This is a genomic window from Ruegeria sp. CH11 (genome assembly GCF_056537105.1).
This window is the reverse complement of sequence record NZ_JBQFQX010000007.1, coordinates 99,719-126,410: the sequence shown is the minus strand read 5'-3', so window position 1 is coordinate 126,410 and position 26,692 is coordinate 99,719. Positions and strand designations below refer to the sequence as shown.

The following is a 26,692-nucleotide window of genomic DNA, read 5'->3' as shown; positions in this document are numbered from 1 at the left end:
ATGAACGCAACCGTCAAAACCTATTTCGATGCATTCAATGCCGGGGACGTGGACGGGATGCTGGCCTGTCTTGCCGATGACGTCGCCCATCACGTGAACGAAGGCCAAATTCGCCTCGGCAAAGAGAAGTTTGCGGCGTTTTGCGCCCATATGAACCGTTGCTACCGAGAAAACCTGACCGATATCGTGATTTTCGACACCAATGACGGGACCCGTGCAGCGGCCGAGTTCATCGTCAATGGCACATACCTCGAGACCGATGAGGGCCTGCCGCAAGCGCATGGTCAGACCTACCGCCTACCCGCCGGGTCGTTTTTTGACTTGAGGGACGGAAAGATTACCCGGGTCACCACCTTCTACAACCTTGCCGATTGGACCAAACAGGTGTCAGGTGGCTGAGGTCACCAGCGTCCATACCCTCACCGGACCTTCGCTTGCCGAATCGCTGGACGATGTGGCGCGCCTGCGCATCGCTGTATTCAAGGCGTGGCCTTATCTTTATGACGGTGATCTCGACTACGAGCGGACCTACCTGCAAACCTACCGGGACAGCGACAACGCGATTGTTGTCGGGGCCTTCCACGGCGATACACTGGTCGGTGCGTCGACCGGAGCACCTTTGGCCGATCATGCCGAAGATTTTGCGATGGCCTTTGATGGTACCGGACTGGATTTGAGTCAGATCTTCTATTGCGCCGAATCCGTCCTGTTGCCCGCGTATCGCGGTCAAGGCGTGGGGCACCGCTTCTTTGACCTGCGCGAGGCGCACGCGCGGCAACTGGGTTTTGCCAAATGCGCGTTCTGCGCCGTTCAGCGCCCGGCGGACCATCCCATGCGACCAGACAACTATCGCCCTCTGGACGCCTTTTGGCGCGCACGAGGATATGAACCGCTGCCTGGCGTGATCGCGCAGTTTTCTTGGAAGGATATTGGCGATACGGGTGAGACGCAAAAACCGTTGCAGTTCTGGATCAGGGATATTCAATGAAAGTCGCAACCGCCGCCTACCCGCTCGATTGGCTCGACAGTTGGTCGCAATACGAAGACAAAGTGGCGGCCTGGGTTGCCGAGGCCAGCGGCCAGGGGGCTGAACTGCTGGTCTTTCCTGAATATGGCGCGATGGAGTTGTCGACACTGGACGGGGCCGATGTTGCTGGCGATCTTGAACGCTCGATCCACGCGGTGTCTGACCGGATGCAGGATGCGGCCGACCTGCACCGGAAGCTTGCGCAGGAATACAGAACCTACATTCTGGGTGCGTCTGCCCCTGTTATTACCGGGACTGACCGCCCCGTGAACAGGGCCGCATTCTACGCCCCGGATGGCGGGCACGACCATCAGGACAAACAGATCATGACCCGGTTCGAGCGCAATCCCTGGGACATCGCACCCGGCGGGCCTTTGAAGCTGTTCGATACGGCTCTGGGCAAGATCGGTGTGCTGATCTGCTATGACAGCGAGTTCCCCCTGCTGGGGCGGGCTTTGCAGGAGGCCGATCTGATCCTTGTGCCGTCCTGCACCGAAGCGCTGTCAGGCTATTGGCGTGTACGTATCGGCGCAATGTCGCGCGCGCTCGAGGGGCAATGCGTGACGGTAATGTCCTCTCTGGTCGGTGCCAATGACTGGTCAGAAGCCGTCGATATGAATACCGGAATGGGTGGGGTCTTTGGCCCTCCGGATATCGGATTCCCGCCAACTGGCGTCCTGTCCGAAGGTACATTGAACCAACCCGGCTGGACCTATGCCGAGGTTGATCTGTCCGCAATCGCGACTGTACGCGCCGACGGGCGTGTGCTGAACCGCGCCCACTGGCTCGAACAGACACCCCGCGCCGATTCAGTCACAATCTGCCCTCTTTAGGTAATTCCGCCCTTGAATTGAGGTCGAATTAGGCTCATTTAAGCGCACATCCCCGCAGATTCTGCGGTGCAACGTAAATGTGGAGACAACATGGCCAAGGAAGATACGCTCGAATTTCCCGGTGTCGTGAAGGAACTCCTGCCTAATGCGACGTTTCGGGTCGAGCTGGAAAACGGCCATGAGATCATCGCACATACGGCAGGCAAGATGCGCAAGAACCGCATCCGTGTTCTGGCCGGCGACAAAGTTCAGGTCGAGATGACCCCCTACGATCTGACCAAGGGTCGGATCAACTACCGCTTCAAGTAACGCCCAACACCATGGCGTTTATCCTCGGATCGGGCAGCCCAAGGCGGCTGGACCTGCTGGCGCAGCTTGGCGTACAGCCCGACGCCATTCGCGCCCCCGACATTGATGAGACGCCGCTGAAAGGGGAACTGCCCGTCCCCTATTGCCATCGCATCACCCGGGCGAAGGTCGAGGCGGTGCAGGCCGGCCCCGACGACGTAACGCTCTGCGCCGATACCACGGTTGCATTGGGACGGCGCATTCTGGGCAAGCCGGAGAACGCTGGCGAAGCTGCGGCGTTCCTGCACGCCCTGTCCGGACGCAGGCACAGGGTGATCACCTCGGTTGCGGTGCGGCGCGGCGATCGCGTCCTGCAGCGTGACGTTGTCAGTCAGGTCAAGGTCAAGCGCCTCTCGGATATCGAGATCAACGCCTATCTTGCGACCGGCGACTGGGAAGGCAAAGCTGGGGCATATGCGATCCAAGGGCCTGCGGGCGCGTTCGTCCCATGGATTTCCGGCTCGTTTACGGGCATCGTCGGACTGCCGTTGTCTGAAACCGCCGCACTTTTGCAAGGCATTGGCTATCCGTTGTATCGCGAGGGATCATGAAGGGCCGCACGATCATTCTGGACCATATTCAGGACCGCGAAGCCGCAGCCCTGATGGTTGACGGCATTCTCGAAGATTTTCTGATCGCCGCAGACGCTCCGGCACCTGGTACGATTTATCGCGCCCGCGCCGACCGGCCCGTCAAGGGACAAGGCGGGATGTTCCTGACAACGCCCGATGGCCCCGCGTTTCTGCGGCAGGTCAAGGGACTGGCTCCGGGCGCGGATATTCTTGTCCAGATCACCGGATACGCGGAACCGGGCAAGGCGATCCCGGTCACCAATCGTGTCCTGTTCAAAAGCCGCTATGCCATCGTGACACCCGATGCGCCGGGCCTGAATATCTCGCGCAGTATCCGCGACGACGACCTGCGTGATCGTTTGCTTGAGATCGCCCATGATCAAATGGGGGACAGCAATTACGGTTTGATCTTGCGTTCCTGCTGCAAGGATGCAGAGCCGGATGAGATCGCCGAAGACATCGCCGCCATGCACGCACAGGCCGAGCAGGTCATGAACGACCCCGGGACCGAGCCCGAAACCCTGAGCGAGGGCGACAGCCCCCACGTGCTTGCCTGGCGCGACTGGACCGATCCGGCCGAGGTCTCGACCCAGCCGGGCGGGTTCGAAACACATGGCGTGCTGGACGCGCTGGAGACCGCGCAAGGGATCGTCGAACCCCTGCCGGGTGGCGGGTCGCTGTTCATCCAGCCCACCCGCGCACTTGTTGCTGTGGACGTGAATACCGGTCGCGACACATCGATGGCTGCCGGGACCAAGGCCAATTTCGCCTGCGCCAAAACCCTGCCCCGCGCGTTGCGCGTCCGCGGTCTGGGTGGTCAGATCACGCTGGATCTCGCCCCGATGCCCAAAAAGGACCGGCGTGGGTTCGAGGCAGCCCTGCGCACGGCGTTGAAGTCCGATCCGGAAGAGACAATTCTGGCCGGCTGGACCCCGCTGGGCCATTTCGAACTGCAGCGCAAACGCGGTCGAGCGCCCTTGTCGGAGGTCTTGAAATGAGCTGCCCGATCTGCGGCGAAAACACAGTTCAGATGTACCGCCCCTTTTGCTCGAAACGCTGCGCGGACCTCGATCTGGCGAAATGGTTGAACGGCTCATACGCCGTCCCGTCGCAGCGTGAAGAGGACCTTGAGGCAGAGCCGGACGTGGACAATCCAAAGCCAACTCAGCCGCACTGAAAAAATGTAAAAAAGCCTCTGGACACTGCCGTTGGCAAGTCATAGAACGCCTCCACCCAACGGCAAACACCGTTCCCGTGCCCGGGTAGCTCAGGGGTAGAGCAGTGGATTGAAAATCCTCGTGTCGGTGGTTCGATTCCGCCCCCGGGCACCACTTTTCCAGAGCAACCATGCGGTCTTGGCCTGGCGAAGAACTCGGAAAGAACTCAACCACCTCGCAGGCGTTGCATCAGGTATACTTCGCTGCCTTCGGGGATCGGTTCGGTTAGGCCGGTGGCAATGACGCGGCCGTTTACTGCAATCGAAACGCCTGCATCAATTGGGGCTTTCAACTGGGGGTGGGCACGCACCAGTTCGCTCAACAGCTCACCTGTTGTACGCGCCTGCACCGTGACCACGTCCTGGCCCCCGGTCAGAGACCGGAGGCCGGACCAGAGGTGGACCTCAATCATTGTCCTTCAGCGCAGCCAGAATGCGCGGAGGCGACATTGGCAACTGTCGCATCCGCACGCCCGCCGCATGCGAGACCGCGTTGGCGATGGCGGCCAAAGGCGGCACGATTCCGGTTTCGCCGACGCCGCGCACGCCAAACGGGTGACCTGGGTTGGGCACTTCGACGATTACCGTGTCGATCATCGGCAGATCGCTTGCAACCGGAACCCGGTAATCGAGGAAAATCGAGTTCTGCAGGCGACCATCCTCGCCATAGATGTATTCCTCGTTCAGCGCCCATCCAATCCCTTGCGCAGCCCCGCCCTGATACTGGCCTTCGACGTAAGTCGGGTGAATCGCTTTTCCTGCGTCCTGGATAACCGTATAGCGGGTGATGCTGGTCTTGCCGGTCTCGGGGTCGACCTCGGCATCGACGATATGGGTGCCAAAGGACACGCCCGCACCTTCCGGGGTGGCCTCGAAATGTCCCGAAATCGGACCACCGGTACGCCCCATGTCAGCGGTAATGTCGGCCAGCGGCAGCGGGTCAAAATCGCCCGCATTGGGGCCGGATGGAACGGCACAGCCGTTTTCCCATTTCACCGCATCCACGGGGATGCCCCACTTGGCCGCGGCGCGGTCGCACAGACGTTCAACCGCGTGTTTGGCAGCTTTGATGGTTGCAAGCCCGCTGGCATAGGTCACGCGTGAGCCGTGGCTGACGTCGTTGTACCCCAGCGTTGCGGTATCCGCGATGGTGACGCGGATGTTTTCGTAGGGAATACCCAGAACCTCGGCTGCCATCAGCGCCATCGACGCCCGCGAGCCCCCAATGTCGGGGGTTCCCACCATGACCTGCGCCGAGCCATCCTCGGACAAGGCCAGCGATACCGAGGTCTCGCCGCCATGGTTGAACCAGAACCCGCAGGAGATCCCCCGCCCCTGCCCCGGTTTCAGCGGTGCCGAGTAATGCGGGTGTGCCTTGGCGGCCTCAAGCGTTTCTACAAGTCCGATACGGTCATATTTTGGGCCATAGCTGGCCTTCGTGCCCTCATGCGCGGCGTTCTTAAGACGCACCTCCACCGGATCGAGGCCCAGCTTCTTGCACAGCTCATCCAAAACGGATTCAACCGCAAAGGCCCCCATTGGCGCACCGGGCGCGCGGTAGGCCGCTTGTTTCGGACGGTTGGCCATGACGTCATACCCGACCTGCCGAACGTTGGTCAGATTGTAGGGCGCAAAGGCGCACATGGCGGTCATGTCTCCAGGCGCACCCGGGAATGCCCCGCCTTGCAGGCGGAAGATCCCCTCTGCCGCCGTTATGGTCCCGTCCTTCTTCATCCCGATCTTGACATCCATCGAGGCCGAGGACGTAGGCCCTGTCGACCGGAACACCTCGGAACGGGACATGACGACCTTGACTGGGCGATTGGCCTTGCGGCTGAGCGCCAGCGCAACGGGCTCAATGAACACAGTGGTCTTGCCGCCGAAACCACCGCCGATCTCGGAGGCGGTCACGCGCAGTTGCGAGGTCTCGATCCCCAGCAGCGCGGCACAGGTCTTTTGCGCGATCCAGTGGCCTTGCGTGGTGCACCAGAGCTCACCCTTGCCATCATTGCCCAGCGTCGCCAGACAGGCATGCGGTTCGATATAGCCCTGATGCGTGGCCTCGGTCACAAAGCTGTCTTCGATGACCAGATCAGCCTCGGCAAAACCAGCCTCGACATCGCCGTGGCCGCTTTCGTGGTATCGCACCACGTTGGGATGCATGCCTTCAGGCACGGAATAATCTGCCGCGCCCTCGCGAATAACCGGAGCGTCCGGGGCCATCGCTTTGTCCACATCTGTGACGTGGGGCAGCACCTCGTATTCAACCTCGATGAGTTTGAGCGCATCGCGCGCCGCCAGCGCCGAGGTTGCCGCCACCGCAGCCACCGCGTGACCGTCATAGAGGGCCTTGTCGCCCGCCATGACATTTTCGAGCACGTTCCAGAACTCGCCCTCAAGCCCGGGCGCGAACGGCACATCGGCAAAATCGGACCGAGTCACAACCGCTTTGACATCCTTGTGCGCCTCGGCCTTCGATGTGTCGATCCCGATGATCCGCGCATGGGCGTGAGGCGAGCGCAGAATTGCGCCATGCAACATCCCGGGCGCATAGGCATCTGCGCCGAATTTCGCCCGGCCCGTAACCTTGTCCAACCCGTCCGGACGATCAGGACGGGTACCAACGAAAGTGAATTCGGATTTGCGATCGTCCAGAGCCATTATGACGCCTCCCGCATCTCTGCCGCCGTATCCATTACGGCGCGAATGATCTTGTCATAGCCGGTACAGCGGCACAGGTTACCTGCCAGCCAGTAACGGGTTTCTTCTTCGGTCGGGTTTGGGTTCTTTTCCAGCAGCGACTTGGCCGCCACAAGTATACCCGGGGTGCAGATGCCGCATTGCAAGGCGGCATATTCGATCATCTTTTTTTGCAGAGGATGCAGGACGTCCCCGTCCGCGATCCCTTCGACCGTTTCGATCTGCTTGCCCTCAGCCTCGACCCCCAGCATCAGGCAGGAGCAGACCAGCCGACCGTCCACTGTCACCGAACAGGCACCGCAATCACCGGTGCCGCAGCCCTCTTTCGCGCCGGTCAGGTTCAGCTTGTCACGCAGGCAGTCCAGCAGGGTCTCGCGCGGATCGCACAGGTACTCGACCGCGTCGCCGTTTACAGTGGTGGATACGTGGAGCTTGCTCATGAGGTTTCTCCCTTGGCGCGGGCATAGGCGATTATCGCGGCGCGTTTGGCCAATACACCGGCAACCTCGGTGCGGAATGCGATGGTGCCGCGTTTGTCGTCGATCGGGTTGCATGCGGCCGAGGCCGCAGCGGCCAGCGCATCCAGCGCGACGTCATCCAATGCGCTGCCTATCAGCGCTTTAGCACAATCCTCGACCAGCAACACGGTCGGGGCCACCGCGCCCAGCGATACGCGAGCCTCGGTGATGGTTTCGCCGTCCAGACGCAAACTGACCCCGACGCCAACCACGGCAATGTCCATTTCGGTCCGCGGAATAAAGCGCAGGTAGGCGTCGCCACCGTTCTCCCCGCGCGCGGGGATGTTAACGGACGAGACCAATTCTCCCTTGCCCAGAGACGTCCGACCGGGGCCGGTTGGGATATCCTCGACGGCAACTTCGCGCGTACCGCCTGGGCCCGTTACGGTTACGGTCACACCTGCGGCAACCATTGCCGGCACCGAATCCGCGGCCGGAGAGCCGTTGCACAGATTGCCCGTCAGCGTTGCTCGACCCTGCACCTGTGTCGATCCGATCAGGTCCATCGCCTCGACCACGCCGGGCCAATCGCGGCTAAGCTCGGGATGCTCGCTCATCTCTGCGCCGGTTGCCGCGACGCCCAGCGTCCAGCTGCCATCGGCGTTTCGGGCAATGTCGCGAACACCGTCGATCTTCTTGATGTCGATCAGCGTATCCGGCGTCACGAGATCCGAGCGCAGCTGAACCAGAACGTCCGTTCCACCTGCCAGAAACCGTGTGACGCCCGTCGCATTTGCAGCCAGTCCCGACGCTTCGGAAAAACTGGTGGGGCTGTGATATTCCATGAATCTACCTCGCTCCTGTTGATCAGGATTCACTGGGGTTCGAAGGGGACGTTAGTGCAGCAACCCTCCGGCGTCCATGGCAGGAACGACCTAATTTAGAACACGCGCATGTCGGTTTTGGAACACGCTTAAAGATCGATCTCGATCACGCCTTCCTTTTCCGCAGCGCGGCTCTGGCATAGGATAATAGCGCTTTCGCGTTGTTTGTTCGACAAGACAAAGTCGCGGTGTTCGATATCGCCCGAAACAACGCCGCATTTGCAGACACCGCAGATACCGTCGGAGCATTTCACATCTACGTGAATCCCTGCCTCGTTCAACACCTGGGCCGCATCCTTGTCAGCCGGAACCGGCAAGTCCCGACCCGACCGCGCCAGACGCAAGGTAAACGGGTGGTTTTCATAATCCGGCTGCTCGGGGACCGAGAAATATTCCAGATGCCGTGCTTCTTCCGGAAAGCCCTGACGCTCTGCCGCCTGTATCACGCCACCCATATATCGATCCGGCCCGCAGGCATAAACGTGCCAGCCGTCCTGATACCCCGCCAGAATCACATCCAGTTCGGCGCGGCTGCCCTCATCTGAAAAGTGATAGTGCACGTGATCCGCCCAGGGCATAGCGGCCAGATCGTCCAGATACCCGGCCCCGGCCCGGGTGCTGGCGGAATAGTGCAACACAAACGGTTTGCCCAGTTTGTACAACCGATGGGCAAAGGCGATCATCGGAGTGATCCCGATCCCGCCGCCCATCAGGAAGGTTTTCGATGCTGTCTCGTCCAGTTCGAAATGGTTGATGGGTTTTGAGATGAAAACCTTGCGCCCTTCGTTGAAAATACGGTGCAGCAAGGCCGAGCCACCGCGCCCTTCATCCTCGCGCAGCACGCCGATCTGATAGGCGCTGCGATCAGATGGATCACCGGACATGGAATACTGGCGCAGAAATTCCGGTGCGACCAGCACATCCAGATGCGCGCCGGCAGTCCATTCCGGCAAAGGTGCGCCATCGAGGGCCGAGAACTCATACTTGGTCACATCCGCCGTCATCTTGTCGGCCTTGGTCAATTCGACCCGCATAACCGGTGCGTCACCGGCAATGGTATAGCGGTGGACCATCGCGTCATCGCCCGCGACCTTGCGCGCCTTGTAATCCTCGGCAGTGACCATGGCCTCATAAGCCGCGATCCCCGCCTCGCGATCCATCGCAAAAGGATAGGGCCAGGGGTGCGGCGCAAGATAGGCGGGATATACCGCCAAGGTCTGATCCTCGTATTTCAGGTCCAGGTCTGTTTGCAGATCACGCCGGTTCAAAGGATGCTTCGACGGGTGATAGGACCCGTCGGCCTGCAACTCGATATCCCACCACCATTTCTTGACATCGTTCAGACCGCCATTCCCCACAGCGTCGTCGAGCCTTGCAAGCGCGGGCGCCGCTTGTGGAATATTCATTGCCGCCCAGCGGAAGGGCCATTCCTTGAAGATGCCTTCCAGATTCCACGGGCAGGTCTTCATGCACCGCCCACACATCGCCCCGCCGGGTGTCGTGATCCGGTAGGTGGCGCATTTCTGGCTGTCGGATTTCCAGATTTCATAGCCATTGAACATCAGCTTTGGCCCGGCCGTGATCGCGCCCGAGGGACACTCGCGCGCGCATTTGTTGCAGGATTCGCAAAACCGTTGCAGACCAAAGTCGATGGGCCTGTCATGGCTCATCGGCATATCTGTCGTGACAACCCCGGATTTCAGGCGCGGCCCCAGATAGGGGTTCAAAATGACCTCACCGATCCGGCTGACCTCACCCAGCCCGGACAGCAGCAACAACGGAGGTTGCAAAACCTCACCATCCATCACCGTATGCGCCTTGGCCTTGAAGCCGAGATTGCGGATTTGCTGCGCAATGACGCCGCCGAGCAAGGAAAACCGCAGATAGGCCCGCATCGACTGGGCAACGCTGATCCAGTCATCGCCGCTGGCCCCTTCCATCGTCTCATAGCCCTGATCGATGATCATGCTGACGGCCTGATCATGATGCGGAACGATTTCCTCGCCGGTCGCGTCGTGGGAATACCAGGCCCATTCCGGGCATCGACTCAGGCCCACGGCATCAACCCCAAGGAAATAGCTGGCGGCTTTGAGATTGGCAGCGTTACGGTCCGCGTCCGTGGGTTTCGCGCCGTCGGCACTGTCCCCATCCTGTAAAAGCACAAAGGCCCCCAACGCTCGGCGTTGCGCGAAACTGGGCGCGGATTTGCGGACGTAATACCCGCCCTTGGCACTGTCTTGCAGGGTTTTGCCCATATCTCCAAACTGCGCACGGGCAAACATGTCGGCGCGCTTGGGCACACGTGCAACGTTTTCCTCGTCGATATAGGTTGTTGGTGTGCCCACACGCTTGAGGTTCTCGAATGGATGCGCGCCGTCCACATAGCGCCGCTTGGCATAGGGGTCCCGGTTCAGCGCATTCTTGGCGAACCCTGTTCCCAACCACCAGGCCGGGCCTTGCGTGCGAAACCACGGCTGCTGCGCCATCGGTTGCAGAGGTTGGTCATGGGCCAATTCCATCTCGGTGGTGACAACCGCCAGCCCAAAGCCACGGCCCAGCCAAGGCGCGACCAATTCTCCATCCTCGACCGTGGCCAGGCCCGCCGCAACCGCCAGCCTAGCCAAATCAACATCAGTCGACATCGCCGTATGCGCCCGGGCGTCGAACCCGAGCAAGCGGATATAGTTCGCAATCACCACCGCATTCTCGGCCGCCAACAGGCAGGCACGATGATCCTGCGCATCGATGATCCAGTCAGAGCCGGGCTCAGCGGGGTCCGGGTCACGGTTGTGCTCATAAAGGAAAACGATTGCATTACGGTGGCTGTCGATCGAGCCAGGCGTCGCCTCCATACTATCCTTCAGATCGGCCATGATCACGTCAATGCCCGAGGCCAGTGTCTTGGTCTGGCGTGTGCGCAGCGCGTGGGCTAGACGGTCAATGTCCGGGTTTCGCCGCGACTGGGCAAGCACCGCTTCGGACGGTAGCGGGCCGCATCCCATCATCGAAGCATCATTGAAATAGCCAAACGCCTTTAGGTGGTTGGCACGCTCAACCGGGTCCGTGGGGATGTCCGATTGCACGCGGTTCACCAAACCATCGCGGATCGCATCCAGCATGGCCTGAAATTCCCCCATCGCGTTGACGATGCTCTCTGGCCGATCCGGTCGACGAAAACTAAGCGATTTCATCGGCGGGACATGCGACAGATCGGGCATTTGCGCTTGCCGGGCCAGCCGCTCGAGCGGATAGGACCCCATATGTACGGGGCGACTCTTGTCCGAGAAAAAGCGGATACCCATCGCATGCCTCCTGTTTGCAAGCGTCAGGTAGCGGGTTATGGACAGTAAAACCATTCATGGATAATCATAAATGGTATGAGCAAAACTGATTTTACCGAACTGGACGGCAAGGTGCTGCGCGTCTTCCTGACCATCTTGCAGGAAAGTTCGGTCTCAAAAGCCGCCGACAGGCTGGGTGTGACGCAATCGGCCATCAGCCACACGCTGGCGAAGCTGCGACAGGTGCTCGGCGATCCCTTGTTCGTACGGTCCGGTCAGGGGCTGACACCGACCGAGCGGGCGCTTTCGTTGAAAGACCCGGTTCAAGCAGTGCTGGACGGCATGCGCGCCCTGACCCTGGACCGCCCGTTTGACCCCATGTCCGAGCGGATCGATATCCGGATCGCCGCCAACGACTTGCAGCGCGAGCTGATCTTTCCGGAACTGCTGCGCTCGACGCGCGCCGATGGCATCCGCCTGCGATTGGAATTTATCCCCTCCGGCGTGCCGGACCCCGACCTGCTGCGCAGCGACAGGTGTCAGTTGATGCTGACGCCGCTGCCGCCTGATGGGCCGGACATCATTCAAAAGAGCCTATTGAGCAGTCCGCTGATGGTGTTCTACGACGCCAGCCGACGCGACCCGCCTGACAGTTGGGACAGCTATTGCCAAAGCGAACATGTGGATGTGAGGTTTGCCGACGGACGCAGCGCGCGCTCGGTTATGCGCGGCGTGGATCAAAGCCAGATCAACCCGCCCACCGTAACCCTGCCCCATTTCAACGCGATACCGTCTTTTGTCAAAGGCAGCGATCTGATCTCGACAGATACTGAACTGATGAAAACCGGTCCGCTGGCGGGGCTGGATTGCGCGCCACTGCCGTTCGCGTGCGACCCGGTGACGATCTACATGGTCTGGCACCAAAGATCGGCCAATGATCCCGCCCATAAGTGGCTGCGCGCCCGGATCGAAGACATCGCAGCGGCGCTTTAGATCTGAGACAACAGCCAGTCTCGCATCAATGCCACCAACTCGGATTGGCGCGGGCGCGTCGGGGCGACAATTGCAAAGCTCAGATCATCAACCAGAACGTCCGGCAAAGGTTGCACAAGTTGGCCCGAGTCTAGTTCGGACGCCACCAACGTCGCATGCGCCAGCGCTATTCCCTGACCAGTAACGGCCGCGTCGATTGCGAGGCTGGTCTGGCTGAAGCTCATCGTCTTAGGGCGGCCCTCGACCCCGACGCTTTCGAGGAACAAAGGCCAAAGACCGAGCGTATCGCTCAGCAGAACATGGTTCATTAGATCCGCAGGCGTCGACACCTTCGCGCCCAGCGCGGGGCTGCACACCACGACAAACGCACTCGAAAACAGCGGCGTAGCGGTCAACCCAGCCCGCACCGGAGACCGGCTTTGACGTACTGCAAGATCAACCCCGTCGGTCTGAAAATCTGCCAGACGTTCGCGCGCGTCCACCTGCACCGCAACGTCGGGGTGTTTTTCCATAAAGTCACTCAAACGCGGAACCAGCCACTTTGACGCGAAACTGGGCGTGACCGAGATGGTAACCTGCCGCTGCCCCGACAAGTCGTCCACCGCCTCTTCGATCAACCGAAACGCCCGCCGCAGCGGCGACTGAAAGCGGCGGCCTGCTTCGGTCAGGCGTAACCCACGTGGCAATCGATCAAAAAGCGATTGTCCCAAGCGCGCCTCAAGCCCGCGAACCTGCTGCGCAACCGCGCCTTGCGTGACACCAAGTTCTTCCGCCGCCAGTCGGAAGTTCAGGTGTCGCGCGGAAGCCTCAAAAGCTCTGAGCGCGTTGAGTGGAGGAAGGGCTGTCATCAGCATACTCAGTAGTTTTCCTACAGTAAAATGTCAGAAGAACTGATTGGCGAAGCGTTTCTGCACGAGGCAAACTAGCCGTGAAACCAATTGGAGAAACAGATGACAAAAGTAGCTTTGGTATCGGCCGGGGGCAGCGGCATGGGGGCCGACGCAGCGCGGCGTCTGGCGGCGGACGGGTTCAAGGTGGGTATCCTGTCATCCTCGGGCAAAGGCGAGGCGCTGGCGGCAGAGTTGGGCGGCGTCGGCGTGACAGGATCGAACCAGTCCAATGACGACCTGCAAAAGCTGGTTGATGCAGCGATGGCCCATTGGGGACGTGTCGACGTCTTGGTCAATTCCGCGGGCCACGGTCCGCGCGCACCGGTTCTCGAATTGTCGGATGCGGACTGGCACACCGGGATGGACGTGTATTTCCTGAACGCCGTTCGGCCGACCCGGATCGTGACGCCGATCATGCAGGCGCAGGGCGGCGGTTCGATCATCAACATCTCAACCTTTGCCGCGTTCGAGCCGGACCCGGTCTTTCCCACGTCCGGCGTGTTCCGTGCGGGGCTTGCCGCATTTACAAAATTGTTTGCCGACAAATACGCGTCCGACAACATTCGCATGAACAATGTTCTTCCCGGCTTCATCGACAGCCTACCGGAAAAGGAAGAGTTCCGCGCCCGCATCCCGATGGGACGCTATGGTCGCAGTTATGACGAGGTCGCCTCGACCATCTCATTTCTGGCATCCGACGGCGGCGGCTATATCACCGGTCAGAATATTCGCGTGGATGGGGGGATCACGCGCGCGGTGTGATCGCTCAGAACCGCGCCTTGACCAGATGGGTAAGCGCTGCGCCGGTTTCGAAAAAGGCGCGGCGCGGTCCTGTCCAACTCTCGCGGTAATCCGGCAAAGCGGGAACCGGCAAGCGGTCCGGATCACCCGTCAGCAGGCTTTCGGCCATCAACCGGCCAAAAACGGTGCCGGGGCCTATGCCTCGACCCGAAAATCCGTGAACGGACAAGGCATTGAGCCCAATCGAAACGATCTTGGGAAGATGGTCCGAGGTCATGGCGATCCGTCCATGCCAGCCTTCGGCCAAGGGCTGATCCGCAAGCTGCGGATATAGCTCCGCCATCTTGCGCCGGACCCAACCGCGATGGGTGGACTGACCAAGGCCGCTGAGTTCGCCCATGCCCCCGATAATGAACCGACCATGATGATCCATGCGAAAAGATGTCATGATCAACCCGGTATCCCAGCACCCTTCGCCTGCGGGCAGGATACTGGCGCGCAGGTTGTCGCTGAGCGGGGCGGTCGCATATTGAAAATAGAACACCGGCACATAGGCTGGCGCAGTTGTGGCCAGCGCTTGGTGATACGCATTCGTCGCCTGTATCACCGCTTTCGCGCGCACTGTTCCGGCAGCGGTGCGCAATAGCCACTGGCCGTCGAGGGGTTCCAGCGATTGCACCGGGCTGTTTTCGCAGATCTGTGCGCCAGCCTGCTCCGCCGCGCGGGCAAGGCCAACGCAATAGGCCAGGGGCTGTATCGTCCCTGCGCGCGGGTCGAATAGCGCACCGAGAAATCCGGTGCTACCGGTTCTTTCCGCAGCTTCAGAAGCCGAAAGCAGCTGTACCGCAGCCCCCGCCTCGGTCAACTGTGCATGGCGGGTCTTGAGGGTGCGCAAACCTGCCTGCGAATGGGCGCAATGCAAAGTCCCGTTGTGGATCGGCGCGCAGTCGATGCCGTGCTTTTCGATCCGATCGAAAACCTCAGCGGGTGCGGCCGACAGAAGCTGACTCAGCCGATCCCCGACCTCCTGTCCGAGATGATCGCGGATCTGCTGCGGCGACAACCACAGGCCAGCATTCACCAGCCCAACATTGCGCCCGGACCCCCCATGCCCGATCTCATGCGCCTCGAGCAAACAGACAGAGGCACCGGCCTCTGCCGCCGTCAGGGCTGCGGAACAACCGGTATAGCCACCCCCGATTACGGCCAGGTCAACCGACGCATCGCCAGTCAAGGCCTTCGCCTCCAGCCGGTTCGGGCAAGTCTTTTGCCACAGTGAAGTTTCTACGGACGCCAATATTGTCTCTTTCTTTGGGCCAAGGAATGTTGGAAGAAACTTAGCCGGTTGCAAGCGCCCTCTGATCGTCGCGGCCCATAGCAAGCAATTGAGGCTGAGCCTTCTGCAACGCCTGAAATGCGGACTTATCCGTCATTCCGCGCCACTCGGCCAGGACCAGAGATTGCGCAACCGCCCCGCCCAACGTCTCACCCGGTCCGGTCACAATGAACAAGTCAGGCGCAAATTCGCGCGCGGCGGTCTGGACTGCGCGCGTAAAGTCATAAGGCTCGGTTACCTGATGACCTAGCGTGTAATCCCAAAGTGCATGCGTATCCGTTGCCCCCGGCCACCAGATCTTGCCGCGCCCATCGATGAGAGGTCGGTCGGGTTGATGGAACATGTCCGAACCCAGACGCGCACGTCCCTGCCCTGCGACCGTAGCCTGCAAGTGCGTGTGGAACGCAGCGTGGTTTGGCAACCGCATCGGAAACCGCCCGTCCACCACAGGTTGCGACGCTTCAAAAGCCGTCAGACCCGCTTCGTTTCCTGCCAGAACCAGCAAACCACCCAGATCGATGGACAGGGCAAGATCATGACCTGCCAGCGCGTCAATCCGCGCCACCTCGTCCAACAGGTCCGCTTTGCGCGCCGGATCGTCCGTCCAGTCTGGACCGCCGAATGGATAGACCAGCTGACCACCGATCAGATGCTGCTGCATCAGCGTGCCCATGGTGTTGACCACATCGAAACCGTTCACCGGGCTCAACGCGCCTGCGACCGCCAGTGCAATGTACCATCCCATCGAGTTTCCGGTGACCGCGACAACCTCGATATCCGGTGCCAGATTTTGCGCGTCCGCCAACGACGCCGCATAGATCAGCGGAGAGGCCACGTCGCCGCGTGAATACCGCGCAACCGAATATCGCGCTGCCCCGTCCAATTCCGTCACCGAATCCTGCCCCAGCCCCGTACGGATGGCATCGAACTGGCGGAACATATCCATTCGGTTGCCATGATGGCGATGCAGATAGCCCAATTCCGGCTTGTTATAGGTCCCGCGCCCGGGGCAGATCACAACCGCAGTTCTGGTCATTTGGACTTCCCCGTCAAATTCAGTGCTGCCGCGACAATGTCTTCTGTCGACGGCAATGGGGCCGCATAGGCAGGGCCGGTCGCAATGAAACTGTCCTCGGCGACAACGCGGGCGATTGGTGTCCTTGCCCTTTGTTCGCGGAAGAACGTCATGAGCCCTTCGGATTGGCTGCCGGTCCTGCGGCATTCGTCGACGATCAGCACGCGCTTGCAGCCCTCGGTTGCGCGCAGCAAGGCCTCGGTCGGCAACGGTGCCAGCCATCGCATATCTATGATCCGCACACCGATCCCTGCCGCTTCGAGCTTGGGCATTGCCTGCCGCGACAGGTAATGCCCGTTTCCATAGGTCACAATGGCCAGATCCTTGCCGTCACCGTGTTGTCCGACTTCACCGATCGCAACCTTCTGGTCCGGCGCGGGATAGGTTGTCATCCATCCACCATCCTGTGGTTCGTGCAGGTCGCGCATCGGATACAGCGCAATGGGTTCCAGGAACACCACCACGCGCTGCTCTTCGCGGGCCAGCCGTACGCATTCTCGCAGCATTTTCGCCGCGTCAGCGCCTGTCGAGGGGCAGGCGATGATCACGCCGGGAATGTCCCGCAGAACCGCCAGAGAATTGTCGTTGTGGAAATGCCCACCGAACCCTTTCTGATAGCCCAGACCCGCGATCCGCAGGACCATCGGGTTGGTGAACTGCCCGTTTGAGAAAAACGGCAGGGTTGCCGCCTCGCCACGGATCTGATCCTCGGCGTTGTGCAGATAGGCCAGAAACTGGATTTCAGGGATTGGCACAAACCCGTTGTGGCCCATGCCGATGGCCAGCCCCAAAATGGATTGTTCGTCCAGCAAGGTATCGATCACCCGGTCGGCGCCAAATCTCTGCTGAAGCTTTTGCGTAACACCATAGACGCCCCCCTTGCGGCCTACATCCTCGCCCATACAGACGATTTCGCCATGTTCCAGCATCAGATCGGTCAGCGCCCAGTTGATCAGGCGGCTCATTGGTTGCGGCTCGGACGTGGCACGCAGATCCCCGCCAAATGCAGCGGCGCGGGCCTCGGTGGTCGGCCCGTTGGTGGGTCTGCACCTGCGCTTGGGCGGGATCAAGCTTGCCATGACCTCTTGCGCGTTGGCCAGATGAGGACGCGTCGCCGCCTCTGCCGCGATCCGGTCGGTGCGGTCGCAGGTATTGGTGTAGATGTCCAACGCCGCCTCGGGCGTCAATGCACCGGCCTGATCCAGCAACCGGACCGAATGCAACAGCGGATCGTTGGCCTCATCGCCCTCAACCTCGGACTTGCTCAAATAGGTGGTCGGCACGTCCGCCCCGGCGTGGCCATAGAGGCGGACGGTTTTTAGGTGCAGGAACGCCGGTTTGCGGCGGGTGCGGACATAGTCGGCTGCCTCTTTTGCAACCGCAAACGTCTCGAATATGTCCAGGCCGTTGGCCTGAAAATACTTGATACCAGGACGATGCGCCATCGAGGTTTCGATCCAACCCGACGGCGTTTTGACCGAAATGCCGATGCCGTTGTCCTCGCAGATGAACAGCAACGGCAGCGGCGTCGATTGTACGCTGGTCCAACCAGCGGTGTTGATGGCCCCCTGCGCAGTGGAATGATTGGCCGAGGCGTCCCCAAAGGAACAGACCGCAATCCCGTCTTCGGGCAATTCCCGATGCTCGGGACCATGACGACGTGCCGCGCCAAGGGAATAGGCCGCGCCAACCGCCTTGGGCAAATGACTTGCGATGGTCGAGGTTTGCGGTGGGATCATCAATGCCTTGGACCCCAGCACCTTGTGGCGCCCGCCGGATGTCGGGTCCTCACGCGAACAGGCGAAGCTTAGCAACATGTCCCAGGCGATCTGCTGACCCGGCACCTGCTCGGCCCGAGCGATCTGAAAGGCGGCGTCCCGATAGTGCAGAAAGGCGATGTCTGTGGGGCGAAGCGCATGAGCGACGGCCGCCATGCCCTCGTGGCCGGACGATCCGATTGTATAGAACCCCTTGCCCTGTTTCTGCATGTCGCGGCTGGTCCGATCCAACGCGCGGCTCAGCACCTGTGACCGGAAGACCGAGACCGCCTCGGTCCTGGTCAGACCCGCGCAAGGCGCGCGGCCTTGCGGAAAGTCGCGGCGCGCGACACGGTCCAGGAAATTGTCATGTACGATCCGGGCGCGATCCATGGCACTCCTCAATCTTGCAGGCGGCGGGGCCTTCTTTGAAAATGTTGTCGGTTTCGGTCGGGCTGTCCATGGGTTTCCCGAATTTCAGCCGCATTGCTTCGAACCGCGATACCCGATTGTGATGAGGCTGGCACCCGGCAAAATCCAGTGATATTGCGGTCGAAAGGTATGAGGATTTGTCATATGATCGCCCCCCGCCGATTTCTTCCGTCGATTTCATCACTTCTCGCACTTGAGGCGGTCGACCGTCTGGGTAGCGCGTCCGCTGCGGCGGAAGAGCTGTCGCTGACACAAAGCGCCATCAGCCGGCAATTGAAAACCGCCGAGGATCAGTTGGGAATCCGGTTGATCGAGCGCAGCCAGATGCGTCTGCACCTGACCCCGGCTGCGAAAGATTATGTGCAAACAGCAAGAGCATCCCTGACTGATCTGGCGCAGGCTGCGCTCAGGCTCAAGGCGAACCCGGAAGGCGGGTCGCTGAACCTGTCGATCCTGCCTACCTTCGGCATGCACTGGCTTGCGCCGCGCCTCAATGACTTTGCCCGGCGTCACCCCGAAGTGACCGTCAACCTGGGCACGCGCCTGCGACGCTTCGATTTCGCAAATGAACAGTTCCACGCCGCGATACATTTCGGACAACGCGACTGGACCGGGGTCGGTTACCAGAAAATCATGCGCGAAGAGATTGTGCCCGTATGCGCCCCGGATCTGGCACCAAAAGGCTTTGACACGCTGGAGGCGCTGCGCAACAGCCCGCTTCTGCACATAGAAACGCGCCCGGATGCCTGGGAGCAGTGGTTTCACACGCAGGGCCACCCGGTCTCGGGCCTAAAGGGCGTGTTGTTCGATCAGTTCTCGACCATGATACAGGCAACGATTCACGGGTTGGGCGTTGCCCTTCTGCCCGCATTTCTGATCGAAGACGATCTGCGCAACGGGCGACTGGTCGAGGCCTGGAATGCCCCACGTATCAGTCTTGGCAGCTATTACCTGGTCTGGCCGAACACCCGGGCAACATCAAATCCGCTGAAATCCTTTCAGAATTGGCTGGCCGAACAACTGGGCGACTGATCCGAACACCAAAACACTGCGCGGCCTTTGGCCTCGCGTCCTGCGAACGGCAGGCGGGCTGAGCACTCGGATATTCCGAACGGACCGACTGGTGCGATTCGGCGCATAAAAAAGCTCCCAAACCCCTTGACCTTCCCGTCACTGGAACCCCCAAATGAGACCTGAGAACATTGTCGGGACGACTCGGATGACCCATCCAAACCAAACTCAATTCAAGATCGATGGAATGAGCTGTGCCTCATGCGTTTCCCGGGTTGAATCCGCGCTTAAACATGCACCTGGGGTCAGTGATGCCTCGGTCAATCTGGCGACCGAGACGGCGCAAGTCAGCTATGACGGGACGTTCAACGACATCGCCGAAGCTCTTGCAAAAGCGGGTTACCCGGTTGCCGAACAGCAGATCAGCTTGACGATCGACGGCATGAACTGCGCCTCATGTGTCGGGCGCATCGAAAAAGCCCTACAGGACAGCCCCGGCGTTCTGGACGCAAGCGTGAACCTGGCCACAGGGCAGGCGAATGTCACCTATGCCCAAGGCGCTGCTGACCCCGCAGGGTTGGCGCAAATCGTGACCGCGATTGGCTATCCCGCCCATCTGGCTGAAACGACCGCCACGGCAGCGCTTGTCACAACAAAGGCCGACGAGCTCCAGTCACTCAAGCGGGCAACTGTCATTGCTGCTGCTTTGGCTCTACCTGTGTTTATACTTGAGATGGGCGGACATCTGATCCCGGCCTTTCATCACTGGGTTCAAGCCACGATCGGTACTCAGACCAGTCATTTGATTCAGTTTGCGCTGACCAGCTTACTGATGATCGGTCCGGGTCGGGTTTTCTATGCCAAGGGGGTGCCATCGCTGCTGCGCGGTGCGCCGGATATGAACGCGCTGGTGGCGCTGGGAACCAGTGCCGCTTACGTCTTTTCGATCACCGCCACCTTTGCCCCGGGGCTGCTGCCTCAGGGAACGGCAAATGTTTATTTTGAGGCTGTGGCGGTCATCATAGTTCTGATCCTGTTGGGGCGGCTGCTGGAGGCGCGCGCCAAAGGCCGAACTGGCGCCGCCATTCGCAAACTGGTCGGTCTTCAGCCCAGTACTGCGCGAGTTCTGCGGAATGGATCTTGGCAGGACGTGGCGCTGGCCAGCGTCGTTGTCGATGACGAGGTCGCGATCCGCCCCGGTGAGCGCATCCCCGTGGATGGCGCGGTTCTGGACGGCATATCCTATGTTGACGAAAGCATGATCACGGGCGAGCCGATCCCGATCGGCAAATCCTCGGGCGATCAAGTCGTCGGCGGAACCGTGAACGGGACCGGAGCATTGCGCATCCGTGCCACACGCGTGAGTGCCGACACGGTACTGGCGCAAGTCATTCGGATGGTCGAGCAAGCACAGGGCGCGAAACTGCCCATTCAGGGGCTGGTCGACCGGGTAACGCACTACTTCGTACCGGTCGTGATTGCCATCGCGGTGCTGACGGTACTTGCATGGTTGATCTTTGGCCCCGCGCCCGCGCTGCCTCTGGCACTGGTTGCGGGTGTTTCGGTGCTGATCATTGCCTGCCCCTGCGCGATGGGCCTTGCGACGCCAACCTCGATCATGGTCGGAACGGGGCGCGCGGCGGAACTTGGCGTGCTGTTCCGAAAAGGCGATGCGCTGCAACGTTTGCAACAGGCGCAGGTCGTGGCTTTGGACAAGACCGGGACGCTGACACAGGGACGGCCTGAACTCACCGACGTGACCCTTGCAAGCGGCTTTGACCGCGCCCAGGTTCTGCGTCTGGCCGCTGCGGTCGAGGCGCAGTCGGAACACCCGATTGCCAGTGCAATCACCCGTGCCGGGCCTACGGACCTTCCGAATGTGGCCAAGTTCAGGTCCCACACTGGTCAGGGTGTCAGCGCCGAGGTTGACGGGCAATCCATTCTTGTCGGCTCTGCTCGATTTATGGCTGAACACGGCATCGCGCTATCCGGCCTTGCCGACGCGGCCGAGCGCCACGCACAAGCTGGCGCGACCCCCCTCTTTGTGGCGATCGACAATCGGGCCGCCGCTGCGCTGGCAGTATCGGACCCGATCAAGCCTGATACACTGGCCTCTTTGGACCTGCTTCGCGCAGAGGGTGTGACGCTTGCGATGATCACAGGCGACAATGCGAAAACAGCCGCTGCATTGGCGGAGCAGCTGACTATCGATCTGGTGACCGCCGAGGTTCTGCCCGACGGCAAACAGGCGGCCATCGCCGAGCTGCAAAACCGCTGCGGCACCGTCGCGTTTGTGGGTGACGGCATCAATGACGCGCCCGCGCTGGCGGCAGCAGATATCGGCATCGCGATTGGCACCGGGACGGACGTCGCGATTGAAACGGCGGATGTCGTGCTGATGTCGGGCGACCTGACCGGCGTTGCCCGGGCCGTGGATATCAGCCACCGCACAATGCGGAACATCCGCCAGAACCTTGGCTGGGCTTTTGGCTACAACATCCTGCTGATCCCGGTTGCCGCAGGGGTTCTGTACCCCTTTGGCGGCTATCTGTTGTCTCCGGCACTGGCTGCGGGGGCCATGGCCTTGTCCAGCGTCTTTGTCGTCACGAACGCGCTGCGCTTGCGTCGGGTTCATGCGTCGTCTCGGGACCATGAAGTTGAAACAACCACACGCGAGGTCGCGCCATGAATATCGGAGATGTCGCCCGCAGTACCGGTCTGCCCGCAAAAACGATCCGCTATTATGAAGATATCGGCCTGATCAAGCCGCTGCGCGATGACAACGGCTATCGCCGGTTCCGCGATCAGGACGTTCACAAGCTGACCTTTCTGGGACGCGCCCGTGCGTTGGGCTTCACTATCGAAGATTGCCGCGCCCTTCTGGCGCTCTACGAAGATGAAAGCCGCGCCAGCGCCGACGTGAAACGCATTGCCAGACAACACCTGACCCAGATCGAGGCCAAAATCGCCGACCTGAACGCGATGCGCGGCACGCTGAGCCATCTGATCGAGGCCTGCGCCGGGGACGGTCGCCCGGATTGTCCGATCCTGAAGGACTTGGGTGGCAAACCCTGACGCGGGGTTGCCCTTTGGCCCGTCCTTTGCTTTGTCAGGTCCAAACACGCCGCGCGGCAGGTCTCGGACCCAGCGCCGGTTAACCAAAGGGATCAAACGATGGCAAAAATCGCGTTTTTGGGTCTTGGGGTCATGGGGTCTCCCATGGCCGGGCATCTTCAGGCAGCGGGTCACGACGTTACGGTCTATAACCGAACATCCGCCAAAGCAGACAAGTGGGTCGCGCAACACGGCGGCGCTGCGGCTGCAACCCCAAAGGAAGCGGCAGAGGGTGCCGACTTTGTCATGTCCTGCGTTGGAAATGACGATGATCTGCGCATGGTATGCACCGATGACGACGGTGCGTTTCAAGGGATGTCCGAAGGGTCAATCTTTGTAGATCACACGACCGTCTCAGCCAAAGTGACACGCGAGTTGAACGCAGCCGCCGCAGCCAAAGGGATCGCCTTTGTCGACGCCCCGATCTCGGGCGGTCAAGCGGGAGCCGAAAACGCAGCCTTGTCGATCATGTGCGGCGGCGATCAGGCAACTTACGATGCGGCGGAACCGATCATGCAGGTCTATGCCAAAATCTGCCGACGCATCGGTTATTGCGGCGCCGGTCAGATGACCAAAATGTGCAACCAGATTGCCATCGCCGGTCTGGTTCAGGGGCTGAGCGAGGCGTTGCACTTCGCGGAAAAAGCCGGGTTGGACGGACGCGCGGTCGTCGAGGTGATCAGCCAGGGCGCGGCAGGTAGCTGGCAGATGGCCAATCGCTATGAAACCATGCTGGACGATCATTTCGATCACGGCTTCGCCGTGGACTGGATGCGCAAGGATCTTGGCATCTGTCTGGATACCGCCAATGAGACGGGCGCGTCGCTGCCCGTGACGGCTCTGGTCGATCAGTTTTACAAGGACGTTCAGAAACTCGGCGGTGGGCGTTGGGATACATCGTCGCTGATCAAGCGGCTTCGGGCATTGGACTGACACATGACCAGCATGACGGAACACTGGACAACCGCCCTGCGCACTCATTGGGGTTTTGAAGCCCACCTATCCCGGCTGGACGGCGAATATGACCTGAACTTTCTGGTGCAGGCGACAAATGGGCAGGACTATGTCCTAAAGGTCATGCGCCCGGGGTGCAAAGCGGCACTTGTCGAGTTGCAGATCAAGGCACTCGATCACATCGCCAGAACCGCGCCGGGCCTGCCGTTTCCCAAAGTCATCGCTGCGCTGGATGGTGCAGAACTGCCCGAGATCGCAGACGAAAGCGGTCAGCCGCGCTTGGCCTGGCTGCTCGAACGTTTGCCGGGTCGCTGCTATGCCGAGACCGCGCCGAAATCCGAGGATTTGATCCTGAAACTGGGCCGCGTTCTGGGTGCAACAGATCGTGCGCTGGAACAGTTTTCGCATCCCGGTCTGACCCGGAAGGGTTTCAAATGGGACCTGACCCAAGCCGGATGGGTCGCCGACCAATTGCACGCCATCACGGATCCGGAAAGGCGCGCGGTTCTGGCCGAGATCGTACAGCAATTCGACGCCGTATCGGGCCAACTTGCGACATTGTCGAAACAGGCAATCCACAATGACGCCAACGACTACAACATTCTGGTCGAGGGTGAATTGTCCGAGCGCCGCACCGTCTCGGGGCTGATTGATCTGGGCGACATGTGCGCTGCGCCTCGTGTCTGCGATCTGGCGATTGCAGGCGCCTATGTGGTTCTGGACCATCCCAAGCCGGAACGCGCGCTGGCCGCTCTGGTTCGGGGCTATCACGCCGCAAACCGGCTGCGCCCGGAAGAAGTCGATCTGATCTGGCCCTTGCTGCGTATGCGTCTTGCGGTTTCCGTCGTCAACTCGACCCTGATGGCGATCGAAAACCCCGACGATCCCTATGTCACGATCAGCCAGGCCCCTGCCTGGCGATTCCTGACGCGGAGCGATGTGAATGGCGGCCTGATGCCCGCCCGGCTGCGCGCGGCCTGTGGCTTGCCGGTTGTTAACGGGGCCGAACGAATTCACGCCTATCTGGCCGAACATCGCGGACAGTTCGCGCCGATGTTCGACACAGATCTCTCCGATGCGCCAATGGGGTCGCTTTCCGTCGAAAATTCCACCTGGCCGCAAAACCCGTTCCACATGCCATTGGCCGAGGCCGCCCGCGTCGGCGAGGAATTCGGTCAGGGTATCTGGCTGGGTTATTACAACGAACCCCGGCTGATCTATGCCGAGCCGGGGTTCCGCAAAGGCCCGTGGAAAGCGTCGGATCGGCGCACCGTCCATCTGGCGGTTGATGTGTTCGCCCCCGCCGGGACAGTCCTGCATGCGCCGATGAGCGGGCGCGTCGAGGCGGTCGAAAACCGGACCGCCCATCTCGATTACGGGGGCGTGGTGATCCTGCACCACGAAACGCCCGAGGGCGATCCGTTCTATACTCTGTATGGGCATCTTGATCCCGAAGTCTGTGAAAGGCTGAAGCCAGGCGATCCGGTCGCTCAGGGCGCGGCATTTGCGCGGCTGGGTGATGCCACTCAGAACGGTGGCTGGGCCCCGCATGTGCATTTCCAGCTGGCTCTGACCACGGACGGCATGCAGGCCGACTGGCCCGGCGTCGGCGACCCGGACGACATGGAAATCTGGAACGCCCTCTGCCCGAACCCGGCCGCCCTGCTGAACCTGCCAGACGAGAAAGTGTTCTATCGCCCGACCGACAAACAGGCGATCCTTGGCGGTCGCCGCCAGCATTTCGGTGGCAACCTGTCGCTGACCTATGACGACCCGGTCATGCTGGTCCGCGGGTGGAAACATCACCTGTTCGATGAATGGGGCCGTCCCTATCTGGACGCCTACAACAACGTCCCTCATGTGGGTCACGCCCACCCACGCATTCAGGCTGTGGCCGCAGATCAGCTAAAGCGGATGAATTCGAACACGCGCTATCTGCACCCTGCCCAGACTGCCTTTGCCGACAAAATTCTGTCTAAACTGCCGGATCACTTTGAGGTCTGTTTTTTCGTCAACTCGGGCACCGAAGCGAATGAGTTGGCGCTGCGGTTGGCCCGCGCCCATACTGGCGCCAAGGGGATCGTCACACCTGATCACGGCTATCACGGCAACACCAACGCGGCGGTGGCAATCTCGGCCTACAAGTTCAACAAACCCGGCGGCGTTGGTCAGGCGGATTGGGTCGAGCTGGTCGATGTCGCAGATGACTATCGCGGCGCATACAAGCGCGACGACGCAGACCGCGCCCAGAAATATGCCGATCTGGTCGATCCGGCGATTGCGGCGTTGCAGGACAAAGGGCACGGCGTGGCTGGTTTCATCGCCGAGACCTTCCCCTCAGTCGGTGGTCAGATCATCCCGCCCAAGGGCTATCTGTCTGCGGTTTACGAAAAAATTCGCGCTGCGGGCGGTGTCTGCATCGCAGACGAAGTGCAAACGGGCCTTGGACGGTTGGGCGAGTACTACTTTGGCTTCGAACATCAGGGCGCACTGCCGGATATCGTTGTGATGGGCAAACCCATCGGCAACGGCCACCCCTTGGGCGTTCTGGTCACCACCAAGGACATCGCGCAGAGCTTTGACAACGGGATCGAGTTCTTTTCGACCTTCGGCGGCTCGACCCTGTCCTGCCGCGTCGGCAAAGAGGTTCTGGACATCGTCGATGACGAGGGGTTACAGGACAATGCCCGCGACATGGGCGCGCGCCTGATGTCCGGCCTGCGCCAGATCGAAGCGGACTTTGCCTGTGTCGGGGACGTGCGCGGAATCGGTCTGTTTCTGGGAGTCGAATTGATCAATTCGGATGGGTCCGAAGGCACTGAGATTTGCAGTTATGTCAAAAACCGGATGCGCGACCACCGCATTCTGATCGGCAGCGAGGGGCCCAGAGACAATATCCTGAAAATCCGCCCGCCGCTGACCATCGAGGCCGAAGATGTCGACATGATCCTTTGGGCGCTGAGGGAGGTTTTGTCCGAGGTTGGCGACTATCAACCCGCCCCCGAATACGGTCACGATCATCACCATTCCGGCTGCGGTTGCTGCTAGAGCGCGCGGCAGCGGATACAAC

Annotated in this window: 22 protein-coding genes, 1 tRNA gene and 1 pseudogene; 15 read left to right on the top strand and 9 right to left on the bottom strand. The window is 60.8% G+C overall.

Annotation, left to right across the window (positions count from 1 at the left end):
- From ACR0LX_RS12945 to ACR0LX_RS12910, 8 genes are all read left to right on the top strand, one after another.
- On the top strand, window positions 1–399 hold the full coding sequence (locus ACR0LX_RS12945; protein ID WP_480571218.1) for a ketosteroid isomerase-related protein: 399 nt from the start codon (window positions 1–3) through the stop codon (window positions 397–399).
- Complete coding sequence (locus tag ACR0LX_RS12940; RefSeq protein ID WP_480784072.1) at window positions 392–988, top strand: GNAT family N-acetyltransferase; 597 nt, start codon at window positions 392–394, stop codon at window positions 986–988. Before ACR0LX_RS12945 ends, ACR0LX_RS12940 begins: the two co-directional genes overlap by 8 nt.
- Window positions 985–1,860 carry a carbon-nitrogen hydrolase family protein gene (locus ACR0LX_RS12935; RefSeq protein ID WP_480784071.1) on the top strand — a complete coding sequence of 292 codons (876 nt, stop codon included), beginning with the start codon at window positions 985–987 and terminating at the stop codon, window positions 1,858–1,860. Before ACR0LX_RS12940 ends, ACR0LX_RS12935 begins: the two co-directional genes overlap by 4 nt.
- Before the next feature lie 90 nt (window positions 1,861–1,950).
- Window positions 1,951–2,169 (top strand): translation initiation factor IF-1, encoded by a 219-nt coding sequence (infA, locus tag ACR0LX_RS12930; RefSeq protein WP_005978431.1) that lies wholly within the window; start codon window positions 1,951–1,953, stop codon window positions 2,167–2,169.
- Window positions 2,170–2,180: 11 nt separating this feature from the next.
- Entirely contained in the window at window positions 2,181–2,759 is a 579-nt protein-coding gene (locus ACR0LX_RS12925; protein ID WP_480784070.1) for a Maf family protein, read from the top strand.
- A complete protein-coding gene (locus ACR0LX_RS12920) occupies window positions 2,756–3,778 on the top strand; it encodes a ribonuclease E/G (protein WP_480784069.1) in 1,023 nt (340 codons plus the stop codon). The genes ACR0LX_RS12925 and ACR0LX_RS12920 overlap by 4 nt, the downstream gene beginning before the upstream one ends.
- A complete protein-coding gene (locus tag ACR0LX_RS12915) occupies window positions 3,775–3,957 on the top strand; it encodes a DNA gyrase inhibitor YacG (RefSeq protein WP_480784068.1) in 183 nt (60 codons plus the stop codon). Before ACR0LX_RS12920 ends, ACR0LX_RS12915 begins: the two co-directional genes overlap by 4 nt.
- 79 nt (window positions 3,958–4,036) lie before the next feature.
- Window positions 4,037–4,111 (top strand) — tRNA-Phe (locus ACR0LX_RS12910).
- 52 nt (window positions 4,112–4,163) lie between these two features.
- Here ACR0LX_RS12910 and ACR0LX_RS12905 read toward each other — a convergent pair.
- The 5 genes from ACR0LX_RS12905 to ACR0LX_RS12885 form a co-directional block, all read right to left on the bottom strand.
- Window positions 4,164–4,409: a MoaD/ThiS family protein gene (locus ACR0LX_RS12905; RefSeq protein ID WP_480784067.1), complete on the bottom strand. Its 246-nt coding sequence runs from the start codon at window positions 4,407–4,409 to the stop codon at window positions 4,164–4,166.
- The gene (locus ACR0LX_RS12900) at window positions 4,402–6,657 is read right to left on the bottom strand and encodes a xanthine dehydrogenase family protein molybdopterin-binding subunit (protein ID WP_480784066.1); all 2,256 of its coding nucleotides are present in this window, start codon (window positions 6,655–6,657) and stop codon (window positions 4,402–4,404) included. The genes ACR0LX_RS12905 and ACR0LX_RS12900 overlap by 8 nt, the downstream gene beginning before the upstream one ends.
- Window positions 6,657–7,136, bottom strand: a complete 480-nt coding sequence (locus ACR0LX_RS12895; RefSeq protein WP_117868038.1) for a (2Fe-2S)-binding protein — start codon at window positions 7,134–7,136, stop codon at window positions 6,657–6,659. Before ACR0LX_RS12895 ends, ACR0LX_RS12900 begins: the two co-directional genes overlap by 1 nt.
- A complete protein-coding gene (locus tag ACR0LX_RS12890; protein WP_480784065.1) occupies window positions 7,133–7,999 on the bottom strand; it encodes an FAD binding domain-containing protein in 867 nt (288 codons plus the stop codon). The genes ACR0LX_RS12895 and ACR0LX_RS12890 overlap by 4 nt, the downstream gene beginning before the upstream one ends.
- A gap of 128 nt (window positions 8,000–8,127) precedes the next feature.
- Window positions 8,128–11,340: a 2Fe-2S iron-sulfur cluster-binding protein gene (locus ACR0LX_RS12885; protein ID WP_480784064.1), complete on the bottom strand. Its 3,213-nt coding sequence runs from the start codon at window positions 11,338–11,340 to the stop codon at window positions 8,128–8,130.
- Between the two features lie 75 nt (window positions 11,341–11,415).
- Between ACR0LX_RS12885 and ACR0LX_RS12880 the strand changes: the two genes are divergently transcribed.
- Window positions 11,416–12,312: a LysR family transcriptional regulator gene (locus ACR0LX_RS12880; protein WP_480784063.1), complete on the top strand. Its 897-nt coding sequence runs from the start codon at window positions 11,416–11,418 to the stop codon at window positions 12,310–12,312.
- On the opposite strand, the gene ACR0LX_RS12875 is transcribed toward ACR0LX_RS12880, so the two are convergent.
- On the bottom strand, window positions 12,309–13,160 hold the full coding sequence (locus ACR0LX_RS12875; RefSeq protein ID WP_480784062.1) for a LysR substrate-binding domain-containing protein: 852 nt from the start codon (window positions 13,158–13,160) through the stop codon (window positions 12,309–12,311). The two genes, ACR0LX_RS12880 and ACR0LX_RS12875, sit on opposite strands and share 4 nt — an antisense overlap.
- A gap of 102 nt (window positions 13,161–13,262) precedes the next feature.
- On the opposite strand from ACR0LX_RS12875, the gene ACR0LX_RS12870 reads away from it, so the two are divergent.
- Window positions 13,263–13,964, top strand: coding sequence for an SDR family oxidoreductase (locus ACR0LX_RS12870; RefSeq protein ID WP_480784061.1), 702 nt, complete (start codon window positions 13,263–13,265; stop codon window positions 13,962–13,964).
- A 4-nt stretch (window positions 13,965–13,968) separates the two neighbouring features.
- Here ACR0LX_RS12870 and ACR0LX_RS12865 read toward each other — a convergent pair whose 3' ends face one another.
- The 3 genes from ACR0LX_RS12865 to ACR0LX_RS12855 are packed head-to-tail and all read right to left on the bottom strand — an operon-like array spanning window position 13,969 to window position 18,504.
- On the bottom strand, window positions 13,969–15,240 hold the full coding sequence (locus ACR0LX_RS12865; RefSeq protein ID WP_480784060.1) for an NAD(P)/FAD-dependent oxidoreductase: 1,272 nt from the start codon (window positions 15,238–15,240) through the stop codon (window positions 13,969–13,971).
- 40 nt (window positions 15,241–15,280) lie between these two features.
- A complete protein-coding gene (locus ACR0LX_RS12860; RefSeq protein ID WP_480784059.1) occupies window positions 15,281–16,315 on the bottom strand; it encodes an ACP S-malonyltransferase in 1,035 nt (344 codons plus the stop codon).
- Entirely contained in the window at window positions 16,312–18,504 is a 2,193-nt protein-coding gene (locus ACR0LX_RS12855) for a dehydrogenase E1 component subunit alpha/beta (protein WP_480784058.1), read from the bottom strand. The genes ACR0LX_RS12860 and ACR0LX_RS12855 overlap by 4 nt, the downstream gene beginning before the upstream one ends.
- Window positions 18,505–18,687: 183 nt before the next feature.
- Between ACR0LX_RS12855 and ACR0LX_RS12850 the strand changes: the two genes are divergently transcribed.
- From ACR0LX_RS12850 to ACR0LX_RS12830, 5 genes and pseudogenes are all read left to right on the top strand, one after another.
- Complete coding sequence (locus tag ACR0LX_RS12850; RefSeq protein WP_480784057.1) at window positions 18,688–19,575, top strand: LysR family transcriptional regulator; 888 nt, start codon at window positions 18,688–18,690, stop codon at window positions 19,573–19,575.
- Window positions 19,576–19,762: 187 nt separating this feature from the next.
- The gene (locus ACR0LX_RS12845; protein ID WP_480784056.1) at window positions 19,763–22,243 is read left to right on the top strand and encodes a heavy metal translocating P-type ATPase; all 2,481 of its coding nucleotides are present in this window, start codon (window positions 19,763–19,765) and stop codon (window positions 22,241–22,243) included.
- Window positions 22,240–22,629: a Cu(I)-responsive transcriptional regulator gene (gene cueR, locus ACR0LX_RS12840; protein ID WP_480784055.1), complete on the top strand. Its 390-nt coding sequence runs from the start codon at window positions 22,240–22,242 to the stop codon at window positions 22,627–22,629. The genes ACR0LX_RS12845 and cueR overlap by 4 nt, the downstream gene beginning before the upstream one ends.
- Before the next feature lie 81 nt (window positions 22,630–22,710).
- A pseudogene (locus tag ACR0LX_RS12835) lies at window positions 22,711–23,601 on the top strand (NAD(P)-dependent oxidoreductase); the annotation flags it as partial.
- Between the two features lie 3 nt (window positions 23,602–23,604).
- On the top strand, window positions 23,605–26,670 hold the full coding sequence (locus tag ACR0LX_RS12830) for an aminotransferase class III-fold pyridoxal phosphate-dependent enzyme (protein ID WP_480784054.1): 3,066 nt from the start codon (window positions 23,605–23,607) through the stop codon (window positions 26,668–26,670).
- The last annotated feature ends 22 nt before the right edge of the window (window positions 26,671–26,692 follow it).

Excerpts from the sequence above, each read along its gene's own strand:
- ACR0LX_RS12830 (WP_480784054.1), top strand. The coding sequence starts at position 23,605 with ATGACCAGCATGACGGAACACTGGACAACCGCCCTGCGCACTCATTGG.
- ACR0LX_RS12875 (WP_480784062.1), bottom strand. The coding sequence starts at position 13,160 with ATGACAGCCCTTCCTCCACTCAACGCGCTCAGAGCTTTTGAGGCTTCC.
- ACR0LX_RS12900 (WP_480784066.1), bottom strand. The coding sequence starts at position 6,657 with ATGGCTCTGGACGATCGCAAATCCGAATTCACTTTCGTTGGTACCCGT.
- ACR0LX_RS12870 (WP_480784061.1), top strand. The coding sequence starts at position 13,263 with ATGACAAAAGTAGCTTTGGTATCGGCCGGGGGCAGCGGCATGGGGGCC.
- ACR0LX_RS12890 (WP_480784065.1), bottom strand. The coding sequence starts at position 7,999 with ATGGAATATCACAGCCCCACCAGTTTTTCCGAAGCGTCGGGACTGGCT.
- ACR0LX_RS12855 (WP_480784058.1), bottom strand. The coding sequence starts at position 18,504 with ATGGATCGCGCCCGGATCGTACATGACAATTTCCTGGACCGTGTCGCG.
- ACR0LX_RS12915 (WP_480784068.1), top strand. The coding sequence starts at position 3,775 with ATGAGCTGCCCGATCTGCGGCGAAAACACAGTTCAGATGTACCGCCCC.
- ACR0LX_RS12895 (WP_117868038.1), bottom strand. The coding sequence starts at position 7,136 with ATGAGCAAGCTCCACGTATCCACCACTGTAAACGGCGACGCGGTCGAG.
- ACR0LX_RS12885 (WP_480784064.1), bottom strand. The coding sequence starts at position 11,340 with ATGGGTATCCGCTTTTTCTCGGACAAGAGTCGCCCCGTACATATGGGG.
- ACR0LX_RS12920 (WP_480784069.1), top strand. The coding sequence starts at position 2,756 with ATGAAGGGCCGCACGATCATTCTGGACCATATTCAGGACCGCGAAGCC.
- ACR0LX_RS12845 (WP_480784056.1), top strand. The coding sequence starts at position 19,763 with ATGACCCATCCAAACCAAACTCAATTCAAGATCGATGGAATGAGCTGT.
- ACR0LX_RS12850 (WP_480784057.1), top strand. The coding sequence starts at position 18,688 with ATGATCGCCCCCCGCCGATTTCTTCCGTCGATTTCATCACTTCTCGCA.
- ACR0LX_RS12880 (WP_480784063.1), top strand. The coding sequence starts at position 11,416 with ATGAGCAAAACTGATTTTACCGAACTGGACGGCAAGGTGCTGCGCGTC.
- cueR (WP_480784055.1), top strand. The coding sequence starts at position 22,240 with ATGAATATCGGAGATGTCGCCCGCAGTACCGGTCTGCCCGCAAAAACG.
- ACR0LX_RS12925 (WP_480784070.1), top strand. The coding sequence starts at position 2,181 with ATGGCGTTTATCCTCGGATCGGGCAGCCCAAGGCGGCTGGACCTGCTG.
- ACR0LX_RS12945 (WP_480571218.1), top strand. The coding sequence starts at position 1 with ATGAACGCAACCGTCAAAACCTATTTCGATGCATTCAATGCCGGGGAC.
- infA (WP_005978431.1), top strand. The coding sequence starts at position 1,951 with ATGGCCAAGGAAGATACGCTCGAATTTCCCGGTGTCGTGAAGGAACTC.
- ACR0LX_RS12860 (WP_480784059.1), bottom strand. The coding sequence starts at position 16,315 with ATGACCAGAACTGCGGTTGTGATCTGCCCCGGGCGCGGGACCTATAAC.
- ACR0LX_RS12935 (WP_480784071.1), top strand. The coding sequence starts at position 985 with ATGAAAGTCGCAACCGCCGCCTACCCGCTCGATTGGCTCGACAGTTGG.
- ACR0LX_RS12905 (WP_480784067.1), bottom strand. The coding sequence starts at position 4,409 with ATGATTGAGGTCCACCTCTGGTCCGGCCTCCGGTCTCTGACCGGGGGC.